Raw genomic sequence first — 15087 nt, 5'->3', positions numbered from 1 at the left:
GCGTCAAGGACTCTGCTGCGCAGCGTCTCATTCTCGAAGAGGAACCGGAAGTCGAAGTGCCGTTGTCCCGGCTCTCCCTTGGCGGAGTTGGCCGTCGTTCACGAGGCCGACGCCCTCGGCCGGCGCCTGCGTCCCCTCTGGGACTCAGGTGCCGCCGAGGACGCCGGGGGATAAGGGCTGACGGCCGGCGGACTCCTGATTTCCGGGCGGTGTGGCCCCGTCAGCCGTTTAGGACTGCCTCGATCTTGGCGGCCACCTGCTCGGCCTGGATGTCGCGGCCCTTCTCGTTGGGGTGTGCGTACCACGGGATCGGCTGGCCGAGTTCGACCTTGGAGTTCTCCAGCAGGCCGCCGATGCCCCGGTTGGCGCCGTCGCACGCCGTGTTGCTCCCGGTGTGGTCGTAGAGGTCCACGAAGTCGGCACCGTCGTCCGCGGCTGCCTGCTTCATGACGTCGTCCAGCCGCTTCTGCACCTGGTCCAGGAGCGGCAGCGCGTCATTGGGGATGTCGGCGAACGGCAGTTCCGTCTGGCCGGGCGCCGGGGTCAGGCACTTGGTGGTGTCCTCGGGCACGAGCCTGGGGTAGCCGACCAGGACACGCTCGGCGTCCAGGGCGAAGTAGCTCATGCGCTGGAGCATCTGCTCCAGGTCCGCTTCGACCTGCTGGAACTTGTAGTCCAGCCACTCCTTCCCGTCTTCCGACTCGAAGAAGTCCCGGCACTCGCCGCCCGGCTTATCCGGATCCACCGGCTCGCCGGGCAGCAGAGGGTGCTTGCGGAGTTCGTCGGAGCACTGCTTGAGGATGCTGGTGAAGCCCAGCGTGTTGCCGCCCATACCGCCCACGACCAACTGCGTGTCCTCCTTCAGCGCGTCCTGCTGCGCCGGGACCGTCCCGGCGCCGAAGGGCAACTCCTGCTCCTGCCAGAAGTGGTGGATGAGCGCGCCTCCGCAGGAGACGTCCGACTGGATGTCGAGGGTGATGCCCTTGTCGGCCAGGTTCCGGGTGGCGACGGCGGGATAGTTCTCCGTGGCCTGGAAGCACCAGCCCCTCTCGTTGTCCTGGTCGTTCACGGGAGCGATGCCGAAGTTGGCGGTGTAGGAGTCGCCGAAGAACACGGTCGGCACCGGGTCGGCGGGCGCCGCGGCGGCGGTTCCCGCCGGGATGGCGAGCGCCAGCAAACTGCCCAGCGCGACGGCCGCGGCGGCCAGCCGCCGTGCCCGTGGAGTGGTCGTCTTCTTACGCATGGCCGAAGGCATGCCTGTGCCCTTTCGTCGGGACCCACGAGGAGAGGAACGGAACACTCCGCTCTCGACTCTGACGGTGGCAGAGACAGCAGCCCGGGCGGCGGGAATGATCGGCCAGGTCACCCGCAGGGGGCATGCATCGGGCATTCCTCACACGAGTGGTGAACCCGGCGTCGGCCTGGGCCGCTGGCGCACGCCCTCGCCCGGCCACGGCCCGGCGCACGCCGCGCCGCGCCGCACAAACCAGCAGCTACTCGAGGGCTGTCCGGGGTGATCTCGTCATCTGCCCCGCTGCAGCCTTCAAACACCCGCTGAGAAGCGGCTACTCAGGGCGTCGAGCGACGGGCGAAGTAGCCGCCCACGTCCAGGCGCCACGCCCCGTACGAACGCCGGGCGCTCGGGCAAAAGGTGGGTGATCAGGAATGCGGCGGGGCGCTCGGCCGAAGCGAAGTGCCCCGGGATCCGTCCGAAGTAGGTGTCGAGGCGAGCACGTTCAGATGCTTCCATGGCTGGGTCGGCCCCCCTCCGGCCCCGACTGACCGATCTTGAAAACGGTCCACACCGTCTTGCCCGGGTTGTCCGCGGTGACTCCGAAGTCATCGGCGAGAGCCGCTACGAGGCGAAGCCCCCTGCCTCCGCACTCCTCGGTGCTCTCCCGGGCCACTTCCGGCCACCCGCCCCCGCTGTCGCGGACCGCGACACGGATCAGTGGACCGTCGGCGTCGAGCGCCAGGCAGAACTCACGTCCCGGCGGGACACCGTGCAACAGGGCGTTCGTAGCCAGCTCCGACACACATAACCGCACGTCGTCCCGCCGATCGCAGTAACCCCACTCCGTGAGTGTGTCGAGAGCGAAGGTACGCGCAGCCGCCACGGAGCTGCGGGCACGGGGGAATCGGCGTTGCCGCGACAAGGGCATGGTGGACCACCGCCTTGTTCCTCGGGTGCAAGGTCAACACCACTGTATCACTATTCGCGAAAGGCAGATAGGTTGCCCTGACAGCGAGCTCCGAAGGCGAGTCGCTTAACGTGTAAAGCGGCAAGGTCGGCCACCCGGCACAGGAGGACACCGTGAACGACCGCACGTGGGTCAGCACCTCGATGCCGTACCTGACACCTCGCGAGAAAGGGCAACCGGACTCGTGGGGAGTTGAGGCAGCAGCCCGAGGAAGCAAGGGCAGTCAGCGCATCGCGTACGCCGGCGAGGTTCCCTCTCCGGAGGAGATCGCCGGCCTGCTGGGCCTGACGCCCGGCGAGACGGCTGTCGTACGCCGCAGGGTGATCGAACTCGACGGGGAACCCTGCGAATTGACGGACACGTACTACCCCGCCTCCATCGCCCGCGGCACCCGCCTCGCCGAGAAGGGAAAGATCCCCGGCGGGGCTGTGACCTACCTCGCCGAGCTAGGACACGTCGGCGTGCGCGTACGCGAGGATGTGATCGCCCGCATGCCCAGTGCGGAGGAGCGCGATGTTCTGCGCATGGGCCCGGACGAACCGGTCCTGCGACTCAGCAGGGTCACCCTGGGCAGTGACGACCGGCCCATTCAGATCGACCTGATGGTCATGCCGGCCCATCGGCAGCGACTGCGTTACGAGATCCGGATCGGATGACAATGCCCATCCCCGACAACCCCTCGGACCGAAGGTCGCTCCATGAGCGGATCGCCGCCGACCTCCGGGACGAAATCATGAGCGGCGACCTCACACCCGGCGCCCATCTGCCGTCCACGGCCCAGCTCAAGGCACGGTTCAGCGCCGCCAATGCCACCATCCAGAAGGCGCTCCAGCTTCTGAAGGACGAGCGCCTCGTCGTCGGCCGCGCCGGAGCAGCGGTCACCGTACGCGAACGCCGGCAGCAGACCGTAAACCCGGCCGCGTTCATGGCCCCGGCCGCCCCTGGACGGCCCTATCGCTGGCTGACCGAGACGGCGAAGCAGGGGGACCGGGCCACCAGCACCCTGCTGGATGTGGCGGAGGTCCGGCCCCCTGCTGACGCCTCGACCGCCTTGGGCCTCGCCGAGGGCGAGACGGCCGTGCTACGGCACCAAATCCTCTCCATCGATGGCGAACCAGTCGAACTGGTCAAGTCCTACTACCCGTTGGACATTGCTCGGGGGACCGCCATCACGGACAGGAGGAGGATCAAAGGCGGCACTCCGGCCCTCCTTGCCGAGCGAGGATTCCCTCCGCGCCTGAGCGTGGACCGGGTGTCCGCCAGGATTCCGACCCAGGAGCAGTACCAGGCCTTGAGTCTGCCCAGCGACCTTCCGGTGCTCCGTACGCTGCGCGTCGTGTACAGCGACGACGATCGCCCCATCGAAGCAACCGTCATGGTCAAGGCCGGACATCTCTACGAACTGCAATACGAGTTCACGCCGGAGTGACCTAGGGGAGGCCGACAGGGCTCGATCTGACGTCGCAGCGCCGGACCCCTACCGTCAGGTCCATCGAATCTTTTCGAGCATTCATTTCAAGGGAACTGAATGTTTGCCTGGACGGAGCGCCACCCGACCGGAGCTGCCCCACAACCGTCGCCCCGAACGCCACCCCCATCCCCACCACCTGCACCGGCGTCAGCGCCTGGCCGAGTGCCGCCCAGCCGACCACCGCGGCGGTCAGTGGTGACAGCGGGCCGAGGAAGGTGGCCTGGGTGGCGGTGAGGCGGCCGATGCCGTGGAACCAGAGCCAGTACGCGACCGCCGTGTTGGCGAGGGCCAGGTAGAGGTAGCCGCCGAGCGCGCGGCCGTCCAGCGCGGGCGGGGCACCTTCGAGCAGGAGGGCGACGGGGGCGATGAGCAGGCCGCCGGCGGTCAGCTGCCAGGCGGTGAGCGCGAGCGGGCCCGCGCCGTCCGGGCGGCCCCAGCGCTTGGTCAGTACGGTCCCGGCGGACATCGAGGCGGCCGAGGCGAGGGCCGCCAGTACGCCCACGGGGTCGAACGCCCCGGCCGCCTTCAGCACGACCAGGCTCACGCCGGACGCGGCCACGATCCCGGTGAGCACGCCGCGGACCGTCGGCCGCTGCCCGAGCAGCACCGCCGAGAGGCCCACGACGAACAGCGGCCCCACCGACCCGACGGCCGCCGCCATACCGCCCGGCAGCCGGTACGCGGCCAGGAACAGCAGCGGAAAGAAGGCGCCGATGTTCAGCGCGCCGAGCACCGCCGCCTTCCACCACCAGGCGCCTCGCGGCAGCACCCGGGCGAGGCCCAGCAGGACGAGTCCGGCGGGCAGGGCGCGCATCAGGCCGGTGAACAGAGGGCGGTCGGACGGGAGGAACTCGGTGGTGACGGCGTAGGTGGTGCCCCAGGAGATCGGGGCGAGGGCGGTGAGCAGGACGATGGCTGGCCGCCGCTTCATGGCCGGCACCCTTCTCAAAGATGACTTGGCTGCAAGTAGCTTAGAGCTAAGTAACTTTTAGTCAAGCTACTTTCTTGCGAGTGATCGGAGCCGGGCTGATACTCAGCGCATGAGCGCACAGCACAAGGACCCCGTCGACGCGATCATCGAGCAGTGGGCCACGGTGCGGCCCGACCTCGACACCACCGCCATGGAGGTCTTCGGCCGGATCTACCGGCTCTCGCGCGCCATGAGCGACCGGTTGGAGAAGACGTACGCGTCCCTCGGGATCGGACGCGGCGAGTTCGACGTGCTGGCCACCCTGCGCCGCTCAGGCGAGCCGTACGTCCTCTCGCCCCGCCAGCTGTCGGCGACGCTCATGCTCACCACCGGCGGGATGACCGGCCGCCTCGACAAGCTGGAACGGGCCGGACTGCTGCGCCGCTCCCCCGACCCGCACGACCGCCGGGGCCTGCGGGTGACGCTGACCGAACAGGGCCTCGAACTGGTCGACCGGGCGGTCGGCGCGGGCCTCGCCGCCCAGACCCAGGCCCTGTCCGCCCTCGACGCCGAACAGGCCGGCCAACTGGCCGACCTGCTGAGGGAGTTGCTGTTGTCGACGGAGACGACGGAGAAGTAGGGCAACCACCACGATCGACAGGACACGTGCTCACGGGGACGTGTCCTGAGGGTCCTTCGCTCCCGAGCCCCGCGACCGCGGGCGGGCCTGGCGCGGCAGCAGTGCCACGGCGGCGACCGCCCCGAGGACCACCACGGCGATACCACCGAGCAGCGCGTTCGTCATTCCGGAGTTGAACGCCTCGCGGGCCGCCTCAGCCAGGTGCGCTCCGGGCCGGCCACCGACCTCGGACGCGACGCGCAGAGCCCCCGCGAGGGAGTCGCGTGCGGCGTCGGCGGCCTCGTCCGGCATGCCGCCCACCGCGTCTTCCGTGCTGGAACGGTAGGTGGTGTTGAACACGCTGCCGAGGAGGGCGATGCCGAGGACTCCGCCGAGTTCGCGAGTGAGGTCGTTGAGCGCGGAGGCGACGCCCTGTTCGGCGGGCGGGAGGGCGGCGACGATCGCCTCGGTCGCGGGAGTCGCGGCGAAGGCGATACCCGCGCCCAGCACACCGGTGCCGGCGAGGAAGGGCCACAGGCCGCCACCATCGGTGGTGACGGCGAGCAGGCCAAGCCCGGCGGCGATCAGCAGCATCCCCAGCCCCATGACGGCACGCATTCCGTAGCGCCGCGCGAAACCGGGGGCGACTAGTGAGAAGACCATCGCCCCGACGGCCATCGTCACCAGCGCGAGCCCGGACTGAAGGGGCGAGTAGCCGAGGATCTGTTGCAGGTACTGGAGTCCGAGAAAGAAGAAGCCCAACATCGCCAGGGACTCGGCCGTGATGACGAGCGAGCCCGCGGCGACGCCCCGCAGGCGGAAGATCTTCACGTCGAGCAGTGGGTGCGCGCTCCTCAGCTCCCACAGGACGAAGGCTATGAGCCCTACGGCGCCCGCCGAGAAGCCCGCGAGCACGGCGCCGTCGCTCCAGCCCAGTTCCGGGCCCTCGACGATTCCGAAGACCAGCGCGCCGACACCGACGACGGACAGCAGCGCGCCGACCGCGTCGAGTGGAGTGGCTGCCGCGCTCCTGGAGGTCGGCGCGAGGACAGCCGCGGCCACCAGGGCAAGAGCGCCGAGGACGGCGTTCGCCAGGAACACGGAGCGCCAGGAGTACGCCTCCAGCAGTGCGCCCGCCAGCAGCACGGCCAGCAGGGCGGAGCCGAAGCTGACACCGGACCAGATGCCCACGGCCCGGCCGCGTTCCTCGGGCGGGTAGACGGTGGTGATGATCGACAGGGTCATCGGCATGACCAGGGCGGCTCCGATCCCCGCCAGCCCGCGCAGCCCGATGACGAGATGCACGTCGTTCGTCCACAGGACGGCGCCCGAGGCGAGCGCGAACACGGCCAGGCCCGCGAGGAGGACGCCCTTGCGTCCCCAGCGGTCGCCGAGAGCGCCGCCCAGGAGCAGCAGGCCGGCGAAGGTCACCCCGTAGGCATTCATGATCCATTGCAGCTGGGACTCCGTGGCCCGCAGGTCCCGTGCCATGTCCGGGACGGCCACCAGGAGGGAGGCGAGCATGCCCACCACCACGGCGAGCGCGAGGCACATCACCGCCAGCACGGCCGACCTGCGGGTGGAATCCGGCGCCGACAGATCCGGCGGAGCTGTGGACGGCTGCATGACAGACCTCGATTCAAACGACCGTTTCAAGCGTTCGTTTCAGTTCAGCACGTGCACCTTGCTTGAATCAAGCGCTTGTTTAAAATGGGCCCCGATGAACGCCACCCGCCCGGCCTCGACCCGCGATCGCCTCCTCGACGCCGCCGAACGGCTCTACGCCGAACACGGCTTCACGGCCACGTCCCTGCGCACTCTGACGGAAGCCGCCGGAGCCAACGTGGCGGCCGTCAACTACCACTTCGGCTCCAAGGAGGGGCTGCTGCGCGCGGTCGTCGAACGCGCCATGGCCTCGGTCAACGCCGAGCGTCTGCGCCTGCTGGAGGAGCTCCGCACCTCCGGCCACCAGCCGACCGTGGAGGAGTTGGTACGCGCTTTCGTGGCCACCGGGGCCAGCATCATCGAGCGCGGCGGCGAGCGCGGCCAGGCCGTCTCCCGCTTCCTCGGCCGGGTCATGTTCGAGCCCGACCCGGCGATCCGCCGCCTGTTCGGAACTCAGGTCGCCCCGGTCGAGGGGCAGTACCTGGACGCCCTGCGGGCCGCGCTCCCCGGGCTCTCCCCGGAAGAGGTCGCCTTCCGCTACCGCGCCATGGTGGGACTGCTGGGCCTCCACCAGTCGGGCACCCTCGGCGACCTCCATCCGGGGCGCCCCGCAGAGGCGGCCCCAGGCACGGACACGGAAACCGGGCACCTCATCGCGCTGCTCACCGCGGGCCTCCAAGCCCCACCAGCAGCCCGCTAGGTGTATACCCCCTAGGGGTATATCTTTTTCGCCTGGGGCCGCCATCGACCGGCACGAACGACATGCGCCCGGGAACACGCCAAAGGCGCCGGCCTCGGCCACGCACGGCGGATGCGCGTACGTGCGGCGGGGCGGCGCCCTCGGTGGAGGCCGGTGTGCGTCAGGCCTTCGAGTCGGCCTTGGCCTTGGAGCCGGCCTTGGTCTTGATGTTGCGGGTCGTCACCCGGTGCGACTCGTGCGACTTGTCCAGGACCATCACCAGCCCGGCGATGATCGCGAAGAGCGCGAGCGGGGCCGCCACGAAGAGACCCAGCGTGTCGATCACACTCAGGCCCGAGCCGGGGTCGTCGCCGTCGTCGCGGGCCACCGCGAGCGCGGGGGACGACATGAGCAGCATCATCAGCGTCGTTCCGGCAGCCAGGGCGCCGGCGCGCAGGGCGTTCTTCTTCACAGGGCCAACGTAGCGAACGGCGGAAAGGGGCGCGCGTCCGGGGTGCCGTATGAGGTGACCGGCTGAGGGGACCGGCTGACGTGACCGGCTGAGGTGACCGGCGCTCACGGGGTGCCGTGTTCGGGCCGGCGGAGGACGTCCACCAAGGCGTGCAGCCGCGCCGAGCCCGCCAGTTCCTCCAGTGTCACGGGCCTCCCCTCCGCGTCCGCGATCGGCAGTCGCCAGTTCGGGTACTGGTCCCAGGTGCCGGGGAGGTTCTGCGGGCGGCGGTCGCCGACGCCGTCCGGGAGCCAGACGCCGATCATGCGGGCCGGGGTGCGCACCAGGAAGCGGTGGACGGCCTGGACCTCGGCCTCCTCCGACGAGGTGTCGATGCCGCCGCCGGTGCCGAGCAGCAGGCCGAGCCGGGTGAGCAGGTCCAGCCACTCGCCGGTGTCGGCGGCGGCCTCCGCCCGTTCCTCTTCCAGGGGGCGCGTCAACAGGCCGAGGCTGTCGCGGAGTTCGATGTGTTCGCCGGTGAGGCGGGCGGCGGTGGGCGGCAGGTCGTGGGTGGTGGCGGTGGCCAGGCAGTCGGCACGCCACTGGTCGGGGGACAGGGGGCGGCCGTCGCCCTCCCAGTCGCGTTCGAACCACAGGACGGACGTACCGAGCACCCCGCGCTCGCGCAGCGCCTCGCGCACGCCGGGCTCGACCGTGCCCAGGTCCTCGCCGATGACGACGGCCCCGGCGCGCGAGGCCTCCAGGACGAGGACGGCGAGCATGGCCTCGGCGTCGTAGCGGACGTAGGTGCCCTCGGTGGGCGGTTCGCCCTGCGGTACCCACCACAGGCGGAACAGGCCCATGACGTGGTCGATGCGCAGGGCGCCCGCGTAGCGGAACAGGGCCCGCAGCAGGCGCCGGAAGGGCGCGTAGCCGGACGCGGCCAGCCGGTCCGGGCGCCAGGGCGGCAGGCCCCAGTCCTGACCCCGGGCGTTGAAGGCGTCCGGCGGGGCGCCGACCGACATCCCGGCGGCGAAGTGGTCCTGTTGCGCCCAGGCGTCGGCGCCGCCGGGATGCACCCCGACCGCGAGGTCGTGGACGACCCCCACCGGCATGCCCGCCTCGCGCGCGGCGCGCTGGGTGGCGACGAGCTGGGTGTCGGTGAGCCAGGCGAGGCGGCAGTGGAAGTCCACCCGGTCCATCAGCTCCGAGCGGGCGCGGGCGGTCTCGGCCGAGCGGGGGTCGCGCAGGGCGGCGGGCCAGCGGTGCCAGTCGGAGCCGTGCACCTCGGCCAGCGCGCACCAGGTGGCGTGGTCCTCCAGGGCCTCGCCCTGCTCGGCGAGGTAGTCGCAGTAGGCGGCGCGCCGGCCGGGCCCGAGCGGCACCTCCCGCACCAGCTCCAGCGCCTCCCGCTTGAGCTCCCAGACGGCGTCCCGGTCGATCAACGCGCCCTTCTCCAGCACCGATTCACGCAGTCGCGCGGCCCGCTCCAGCAGCGCGTCGAGACGCTCGCGGTCCGCGGCGTAGGGGTACTCGGGGATGTCCTCGATCCGCAGATGGACCGGGTCGGGGAAGCGGCGCGAGGAGGGCCGGTACGGGGACGGGTCGGTGGGCGCGCCCGGGACCGCCGCGTGCAGCGGGTTGACCTGGACGAATCCGGCGCCTAGCGCGCGGCCGGCCCAGGAGGCCAGCTCGGCGAGGTCACCGAGGTCGCCCATGCCCCAGGAGCGCCGCGACAGGAGGGAGTAGAGCTGGACGAGGAGTCCGTACGAGCGTCCGGGGGGCGTGGGCAGCCGGGCCGGGGCGACGATCAAGTGGGCCTCGGCGCTGCGGCCGTCCGGCGCGGTGGCGGTCAACCGGTGGACACCGGGCGGGAGTTGGCCGACGGCGGCACGGGTCTCACCTTGTTCGATCTCGCCCTGTTCGGTCTCGACGCGCAGCCGGGTACCGGCCGGCAGGGCGTCCAGCACGGCGGACGTGGCGCCGCTCCAGCACACCACGGTCGGCGGCAGCAGCCGCTCGCGCAGCTCCCGCTCGCGGGCGGCGAGCGCGGCGCGGACGGCCCCGGGGGTGTCGGTGTCGACGCCCAGGGCGGCCAGGGTCCGGCCGAGGGCGGCGGCCGAGGCCGCGACCGTACGGTCCGGGGAGGGGCTGTAGGAGGTGGCGACGCCGTGCAGCGCGGCGAGCCGGGACAGCTCCTCGGTGGGGGACTCGGCCGGCCGGGGTGCTGTCATCTAGGGCTCCGCGGGGGCATCGGACTCGCTGGTCAGCGGGGCGGCGTCGGCGAGCGGCGGCTCGCTGGTGAGGGGCTCGGCGTCGGGCAGAGGCGGTTCGCTGGTGAGCGGAGCCTCGGCGCAGGCTCCCTCCGCGCTGAACACGCACAGGTGGAGATCGGGTACGGCGGACGGCTCCGCCTCGGGTTTGGACAGGGCCGAGAGCAGAAGGTGTGCCGATGCGGCCACGGTGGCCTCCTTGTCGGGTACGACGTGCGGATACCGCAGCCCTACCCAGTGGTCGCGACGGCAGACGTCCAGGAAGCAACAACGTGCGTCTCGTCACATTCCGTTCCGACGGGACACCTCCAGATTGGGGCAAACCGCACATGACGGCCACTGGCGCAGGGTCCGGCGAACCGGCCGCGCCGAGCTCGTCGATAAACGGTTTGTGAGACTGTTCCGCCCCATGGGGGGCCACCGGGAGAAGGACGAGAAGGCCGCGGACGACACGGACGCCGCCCTGCTGCGCGCGGTCGCGGCCGGGGACTCGGCCGCGATGGCCGCGCTGTACGACCGGCACGCGGGCTGGCTGCACGCACGGCTGAGCCGGCGCTGCGCGGACGCCGAACTCGTACGCGAGGTGCTCCAGGACACGTTCGTCACGGTGTGGCGGTCGGCGGACGGGCACCGCGGCGAGGAGGCCGGCGGCTGGCTGTGGACCATCGCCGCGCGACGCCTGGTCGACGCGCGGCGGGTGCACGAGCGGGCCGCGCGGCTGGAGACGACCCCGATGACCGCGTCGACCGACGAGGCTGCGCGGGCGGCGTCCGCGGAGGACCGGGTGCTGGCGGCGCTGGAGTACGGCGACGTGGGCACCGCCCTCGACCGGATCTCGCCCGAGCTGCGCGAGGTGCTGCGCGCCACGGTCGTCGACGGGCTGACCACCCGCGAGACCGCCCGGCTGCTCGGCATACCCGAGGGCACCGTCAAGTCCCGCGCGATGCGCGCCCGCGCCGAACTCCGCGCGGCCCTCGCCCAGTTGAACCCGTCACCGATGGGAGACCCGGCATGACCGACTGGCACGCGACCGACGACCTCGTCACGCGTTACGGCGACGGCTCCCTGCCGGAACCGGACGCCTGGTCACTGGAGAAACACCTGGAGACGTGCGGCGAGTGCGCGGCCCGCGTATCGCGGGCGGTGCGCGCGACGGCGGCGGGGGTGGTGCTGGCGGAGGTGCGGGAGGCGGTCCTGACGGGGGCGCGGGAGGCCGTGCTGGCGGAGGCGCCTGCCAGGGCATCCGCATCCGCGGCACCCACATCCGCGGCACGCACATCCGCAGCACGCACATCCGCAGCACGCACATCCGCTGCACCCAGGAGGCAGCTCGCGCTCCCCTCCCCCGGCTCCCGTCTCGCCCGCGTCCTGTGGGCCGCCGGGCCCGCCGTGCGCGGTGCCTGGCTGCCGGCCGTGCTGCTGGTGGCGTTCGGCGCCGTGGCCCTCGCCTACGGGGCTGACTTCACCGGTGCGCGGCCCCTGCTGCTGGCCGTCGCCCCTGTGGTGCCGGTCGCCGGAGTCGCCCTGTCCTACGGTGCGCACGCCGACCCGATGCATGAGATCACGGCGTCGACGACGTCCGCCGGGCTGCGGCTGGTGCTGACGCGGACGGCGGCCGTGCTGGCGGTGAGCCTGCCGCTGCTGACCCTCGCGGGAGTGCTGGTGCCGTCCTCGGGTGCCCCGGGCGCGGCCGCCTGGCTGCTGCCGGGGCTCGCGCTGACGCTGGCCTCGCTGGCCCTGGCCGGCTACGCCGGCAGCCGTACGGCGACGGCCGTGACCGGCGGCGGCTGGCTGTGCGCCGTACTCGCCCCGGCACTCGCCGCCCCGAGCGGCCGGCTGACGGCCCGCCTGGCCGAGCAGCTCTCGTACTACCTGGACGGCGCCCCGGCGCAGGGCGGCTGGGCGGCGGTGGCCGTCCTGTGCGCCGTACTGCTGGCCGCCCGCCGTCCCGCCTACGACCACCTGGAGAAGCGTTGAGCACGATACGAGTGACCGGGCTGCACGTCCGGCACCGCAAAGCCGTCGCCCTCGACCGCGTGGACCTCGACTTCGGCCCCGGCGTGCACGGCCTGCTCGGCCCGAACGGCGCGGGCAAGACCTCGCTGATCCGGGTCCTGGCCACGGTCGCCGCACCGACCGGCGGCCGGGTGGAGATACTCGGCGACGACGTCCGCGACCACCGGCGACGGGCCGCGGTACGGCGGCAGCTGGGCTATCTGCCGCAGGAGTTCGGCTACTATCCGGGCTTCACCGTGCGGGAGTTCGTGGCCTACGTGGCCTGGCTCAAGGAGCTGCCCGCCGCCGGGACCCCGGCCGCCGTGGAACGGGCCGTCGCCCGTGTCGGACTCACCGACCGCATCGACGCCAAGGTCAAGACGCTGTCCGGCGGCATGGTCCGCCGCGTCGGCATCGCGCAGGCCATCGTCAACGACCCCCGGGTGCTGCTGCTCGACGAGCCGACCGCCGGCCTCGATCCGGAGCAGCGCGTGGAGTTCCGCGGGCTGCTGCGCGAGCTGGGCGCCTCGTCCGCCGTCATCGTCTCCACGCACCTGGTGGAGGACGTGGCGGCGGCCTGCACGGAGGTCACTCTCGTCGAGTCGGGCCGTGTCGCCTACCGCGGCACCCCCGAGTCGCTCACCGCGCTCGGCGAGTCGGCGGACGGCACGGACGGCACCGGCGTGGGTATGGGCGACAGCCCGATCGAGCGCGGTTATACGGCGGCCCTGCGCAGCCACCGCGCGTCCGCCTCCCCCGCTCTCGAAGGGACTCCGCGATGACCCTCGTAGCGGAGACAGCGGAGACAGCGGACAGCGCGGAGAGAAAGAGCGCGCCGCGCCTTCACCACCCCCTGCGCGCCGAGTTCGCCCGCGGCTTCGGGCCCTGGGCCGGCGCCGCCGTCCTCCTCACGCTCGCGGTCGCGCTGGCCGCCAACTCGAAGCAGTGGCAGGGCGGCTGGGCCGAGACCCGCGACCAGCTGCACACGGCCGCCGGGATGCTCGGCGTCCCGCTCGCCCTGGCCGCGGGCTGCTGGCAGGGCGGACGCGAGCGCAGACGCCGTACCGGGGACCTGCTGGAGACGGCCGCGCGCGGCCCGCTCGCCCGGCTGCTGGCGTCGGCGCTGCCGCTGGCGCTGTGGGTGGTCGCCGGGTACGCGGCCACGGCTGTCCTCGCCTGGCTCGCCACCTGCTACAGCGCCACGGGCGACAGCCCGTACCTGGTCGCGCCGCTCACGGACGTCGTCGTCCTGGCGTCCGCCGTCCTGGCGGGCCAGGCCGTAGGACGGCTGGTGGCCTGGCGGCTCGCGGCACCGCTGCTGGCGGCGGGGGCGTACGTCGGCCTCGGCGCCCTCTCGTACGGCAGTAGCAACAACTCCTACATCCCTCTGTCACCCGTCCTCGACGGCGGGACCATCTCGGTCCCGGTGTGGTGGCAGCCTCTGGCCATGGTGGTGTGGACGGGCGGTCTCGCGGTCGCCGCGGTCCTCGCGTACGCCGCCCGCCGCCGCGCCGTCGCCCTGCTGCCGCTGGCCGCCGCGGCCGCCGCGGGCGCGCTGCTGGTGCAGACCGGGGAGGGCCTGTGGCACACCAACCCGCTCGCCCGCCGCCAGGTGTGCGACACCTCCACCACCCCGCAGATCTGCGTCAACGCCCGGTACGGCGACCTCCTGCCGCAGGTCACGGACGCCCTGTCCGGCCTCTCCGGCCGCCTGGAGGGCGTACGGAACCTGCCGGCCCGATGGGAGGACCTGCCGGGCCGGCCGGCGCGGGACACGGTGGAGCTGCCGATGATCACGCCGCTCGGCTGGAGTGTCGTACGAGGTGAGCTCACCGATCCGCGGGAGTACGCGTGGGCGGCCGGGATGGCGCTGTACGGCCGGGGCGAGTGCGACCGGACGGACCCGCGCGTGGGCCGGATCGACGACGCGGTGGAGAACTACCTGGCCCCCAGTCCGCTGGAGAAGCACTCCGACGAGGTGTACGCCAAGGGCAGCGAGGCCGACCGCGCCGAACTCCGGGAACGGCTCAAGACGCGCGCCCGGCTGACGGCGATGGGCGAGGAGGAGCGCCGTGCCTGGCTGTCGGAGTACTTCGCGACGGCGGACGAGTGTACGCCGAGTGAGGTGCCGGCGCTGTGAGCGAACTCTCCGTGTACTACGACCGTTCACGCGCCTCCGGCCCGCTTCTCTACGCCCGCTCGCGGGCCGTCCCGAGCGCCCTCGCCGTGCTCCTCGCGACCGGCGTCCTCGCCGTATGGGCGGCGCACGGCCTGGACGCGTACGTGGATCCGCTCCGGCGGGTGCCGGTCGTGGCGCTGGCCCCGCTGCTGGCCGCCGCGGTGATCGGGGCGAGCCTGCACACCGCGTCCGACGAGCTGGACCGTACGGCCGTACGCCCCTGGTGGCGGGTGCGTCTGGCCCATCTGCTGGCCCTCACCGCGCTCGCCGCGGCCCTGCTCTCGGCGGCGGTGCTCGGACACGCGTCCGTGTTCGGCCCGCCCGCCATGATCCGCAACACGCTCGGCTGCACGGGCGTCACCGTGGCCTCGGCCGCCCTGCTCGGCGCCCGGCTGAGCTGGCTGCCGGCCTTCGGCTACGTCGGCGCGGCGTACCTGGGGTCGGCCGGTGCGCACGGGCGCGCCGGGACGGTGGTGTGGGCGTGGCCGGTGCAGCCGGGCGGCGACACGGGCGCCTGGGCGGTGGCGCTGGCGGCCTTCGTGGTGGGCGGCGCCCTGTACGTCGTACGGGGCGCGCGGGCTCAGGGGCGCGCCTGAGCGACCGCGTGCCGCAAGGGCCCCACGCCGCTCGACGGCGTGGGGCCC

Annotated in this window: 16 protein-coding genes; 9 read left to right on the top strand and 7 right to left on the bottom strand. The window is 72.4% G+C overall.

The annotated features are described in order from the left end of the window. Positions 1 to 220 precede the first annotated feature (220 nt). Both AB0I77_RS01125 and AB0I77_RS01120 read right to left on the bottom strand, forming a co-directional pair. Complete coding sequence (locus AB0I77_RS01125; protein WP_363280160.1) at positions 221 to 1243, bottom strand: SGNH/GDSL hydrolase family protein; 1023 nt, start codon at positions 1241 to 1243, stop codon at positions 221 to 223. Positions 1244 to 1736: 493 nt separating this feature from the next. After that, positions 1737 to 2162 (bottom strand): ATP-binding protein, encoded by a 426-nt coding sequence (locus AB0I77_RS01120; protein ID WP_363280159.1) that lies wholly within the window; start codon positions 2160 to 2162, stop codon positions 1737 to 1739. A gap of 152 nt (positions 2163 to 2314) precedes the next feature. Here AB0I77_RS01120 and AB0I77_RS01115 point away from each other — a divergent pair, with 152 nt between their 5' ends. Beyond that, a complete protein-coding gene (locus AB0I77_RS01115) occupies positions 2315 to 2857 on the top strand; it encodes a UTRA domain-containing protein (RefSeq protein WP_363280158.1) in 543 nt (180 codons plus the stop codon). Then, positions 2854 to 3630, top strand: coding sequence for a GntR family transcriptional regulator (locus tag AB0I77_RS01110; protein WP_363280157.1), 777 nt, complete (start codon positions 2854 to 2856; stop codon positions 3628 to 3630). Before AB0I77_RS01115 ends, AB0I77_RS01110 begins: the two co-directional genes overlap by 4 nt. A gap of 1 nt (position 3631) precedes the next feature. Here the strand turns inward: AB0I77_RS01110 and AB0I77_RS01105 are convergent, their stop codons facing one another. Next, a complete protein-coding gene (locus AB0I77_RS01105; protein WP_363280156.1) occupies positions 3632 to 4603 on the bottom strand; it encodes an EamA family transporter in 972 nt (323 codons plus the stop codon). A gap of 109 nt (positions 4604 to 4712) precedes the next feature. Here AB0I77_RS01105 and AB0I77_RS01100 point away from each other — a divergent pair, with 109 nt between their 5' ends. Then, positions 4713 to 5222: a MarR family transcriptional regulator gene (locus tag AB0I77_RS01100; RefSeq protein WP_363280155.1), complete on the top strand. Its 510-nt coding sequence runs from the start codon at positions 4713 to 4715 to the stop codon at positions 5220 to 5222. A 30-nt stretch (positions 5223 to 5252) separates the two neighbouring features. On the opposite strand, the gene AB0I77_RS01095 is transcribed toward AB0I77_RS01100, so the two are convergent. Next, complete coding sequence (locus tag AB0I77_RS01095) at positions 5253 to 6827, bottom strand: DHA2 family efflux MFS transporter permease subunit (protein WP_363280154.1); 1575 nt, start codon at positions 6825 to 6827, stop codon at positions 5253 to 5255. A 94-nt stretch (positions 6828 to 6921) separates the two neighbouring features. Between AB0I77_RS01095 and AB0I77_RS01090 the strand changes: the two genes are divergently transcribed. Next, positions 6922 to 7566: a TetR/AcrR family transcriptional regulator gene (locus AB0I77_RS01090; protein ID WP_363280153.1), complete on the top strand. Its 645-nt coding sequence runs from the start codon at positions 6922 to 6924 to the stop codon at positions 7564 to 7566. A gap of 160 nt (positions 7567 to 7726) precedes the next feature. Here the strand turns inward: AB0I77_RS01090 and AB0I77_RS01085 are convergent, their stop codons facing one another. From AB0I77_RS01085 to AB0I77_RS01075, 3 genes are all read right to left on the bottom strand, one after another. Then, the gene (locus AB0I77_RS01085; RefSeq protein ID WP_363280541.1) at positions 7727 to 7966 is read right to left on the bottom strand and encodes a hypothetical protein; all 240 of its coding nucleotides are present in this window, start codon (positions 7964 to 7966) and stop codon (positions 7727 to 7729) included. 155 nt (positions 7967 to 8121) lie between these two features. After that, entirely contained in the window at positions 8122 to 10230 is a 2109-nt protein-coding gene (gene malQ, locus AB0I77_RS01080; protein WP_363280152.1) for a 4-alpha-glucanotransferase, read from the bottom strand. After that, a complete protein-coding gene (locus AB0I77_RS01075) occupies positions 10231 to 10458 on the bottom strand; it encodes a hypothetical protein (RefSeq protein WP_363280151.1) in 228 nt (75 codons plus the stop codon). 220 nt (positions 10459 to 10678) lie between these two features. Here AB0I77_RS01075 and AB0I77_RS01070 point away from each other — a divergent pair, with 220 nt between their 5' ends. Genes AB0I77_RS01070 through AB0I77_RS01050 form a run of 5 tightly spaced genes read left to right on the top strand, consistent with a single transcriptional unit; the run spans position 10679 to position 15039 of the window. Beyond that, positions 10679 to 11284 (top strand): sigma-70 family RNA polymerase sigma factor, encoded by a 606-nt coding sequence (locus AB0I77_RS01070; RefSeq protein WP_363280539.1) that lies wholly within the window; start codon positions 10679 to 10681, stop codon positions 11282 to 11284. Continuing rightward, positions 11281 to 12246, top strand: a complete 966-nt coding sequence (locus AB0I77_RS01065; RefSeq protein ID WP_363280150.1) for a zf-HC2 domain-containing protein — start codon at positions 11281 to 11283, stop codon at positions 12244 to 12246. Before AB0I77_RS01070 ends, AB0I77_RS01065 begins: the two co-directional genes overlap by 4 nt. Further along, the gene (locus AB0I77_RS01060) at positions 12243 to 13046 is read left to right on the top strand and encodes an ABC transporter ATP-binding protein (RefSeq protein ID WP_363280149.1); all 804 of its coding nucleotides are present in this window, start codon (positions 12243 to 12245) and stop codon (positions 13044 to 13046) included. Before AB0I77_RS01065 ends, AB0I77_RS01060 begins: the two co-directional genes overlap by 4 nt. Further along, a complete protein-coding gene (locus tag AB0I77_RS01055) occupies positions 13043 to 14404 on the top strand; it encodes a hypothetical protein (RefSeq protein ID WP_363280148.1) in 1362 nt (453 codons plus the stop codon). The genes AB0I77_RS01060 and AB0I77_RS01055 overlap by 4 nt, the downstream gene beginning before the upstream one ends. Further along, positions 14401 to 15039, top strand: a complete 639-nt coding sequence (locus AB0I77_RS01050) for a hypothetical protein (protein WP_363280147.1) — start codon at positions 14401 to 14403, stop codon at positions 15037 to 15039. The genes AB0I77_RS01055 and AB0I77_RS01050 overlap by 4 nt, the downstream gene beginning before the upstream one ends. Positions 15040 to 15087: the final 48 nt, after the last annotated feature.

This window comes from Streptomyces sp. NPDC050619, assembly GCF_040654815.1.
Taxonomy (GTDB): domain Bacteria; phylum Actinomycetota; class Actinomycetes; order Streptomycetales; family Streptomycetaceae; genus Streptomyces.
The sequence above is the reverse complement of the archived record's forward strand: the minus strand, read 5'-3'. Positions and strand labels throughout refer to the sequence as shown.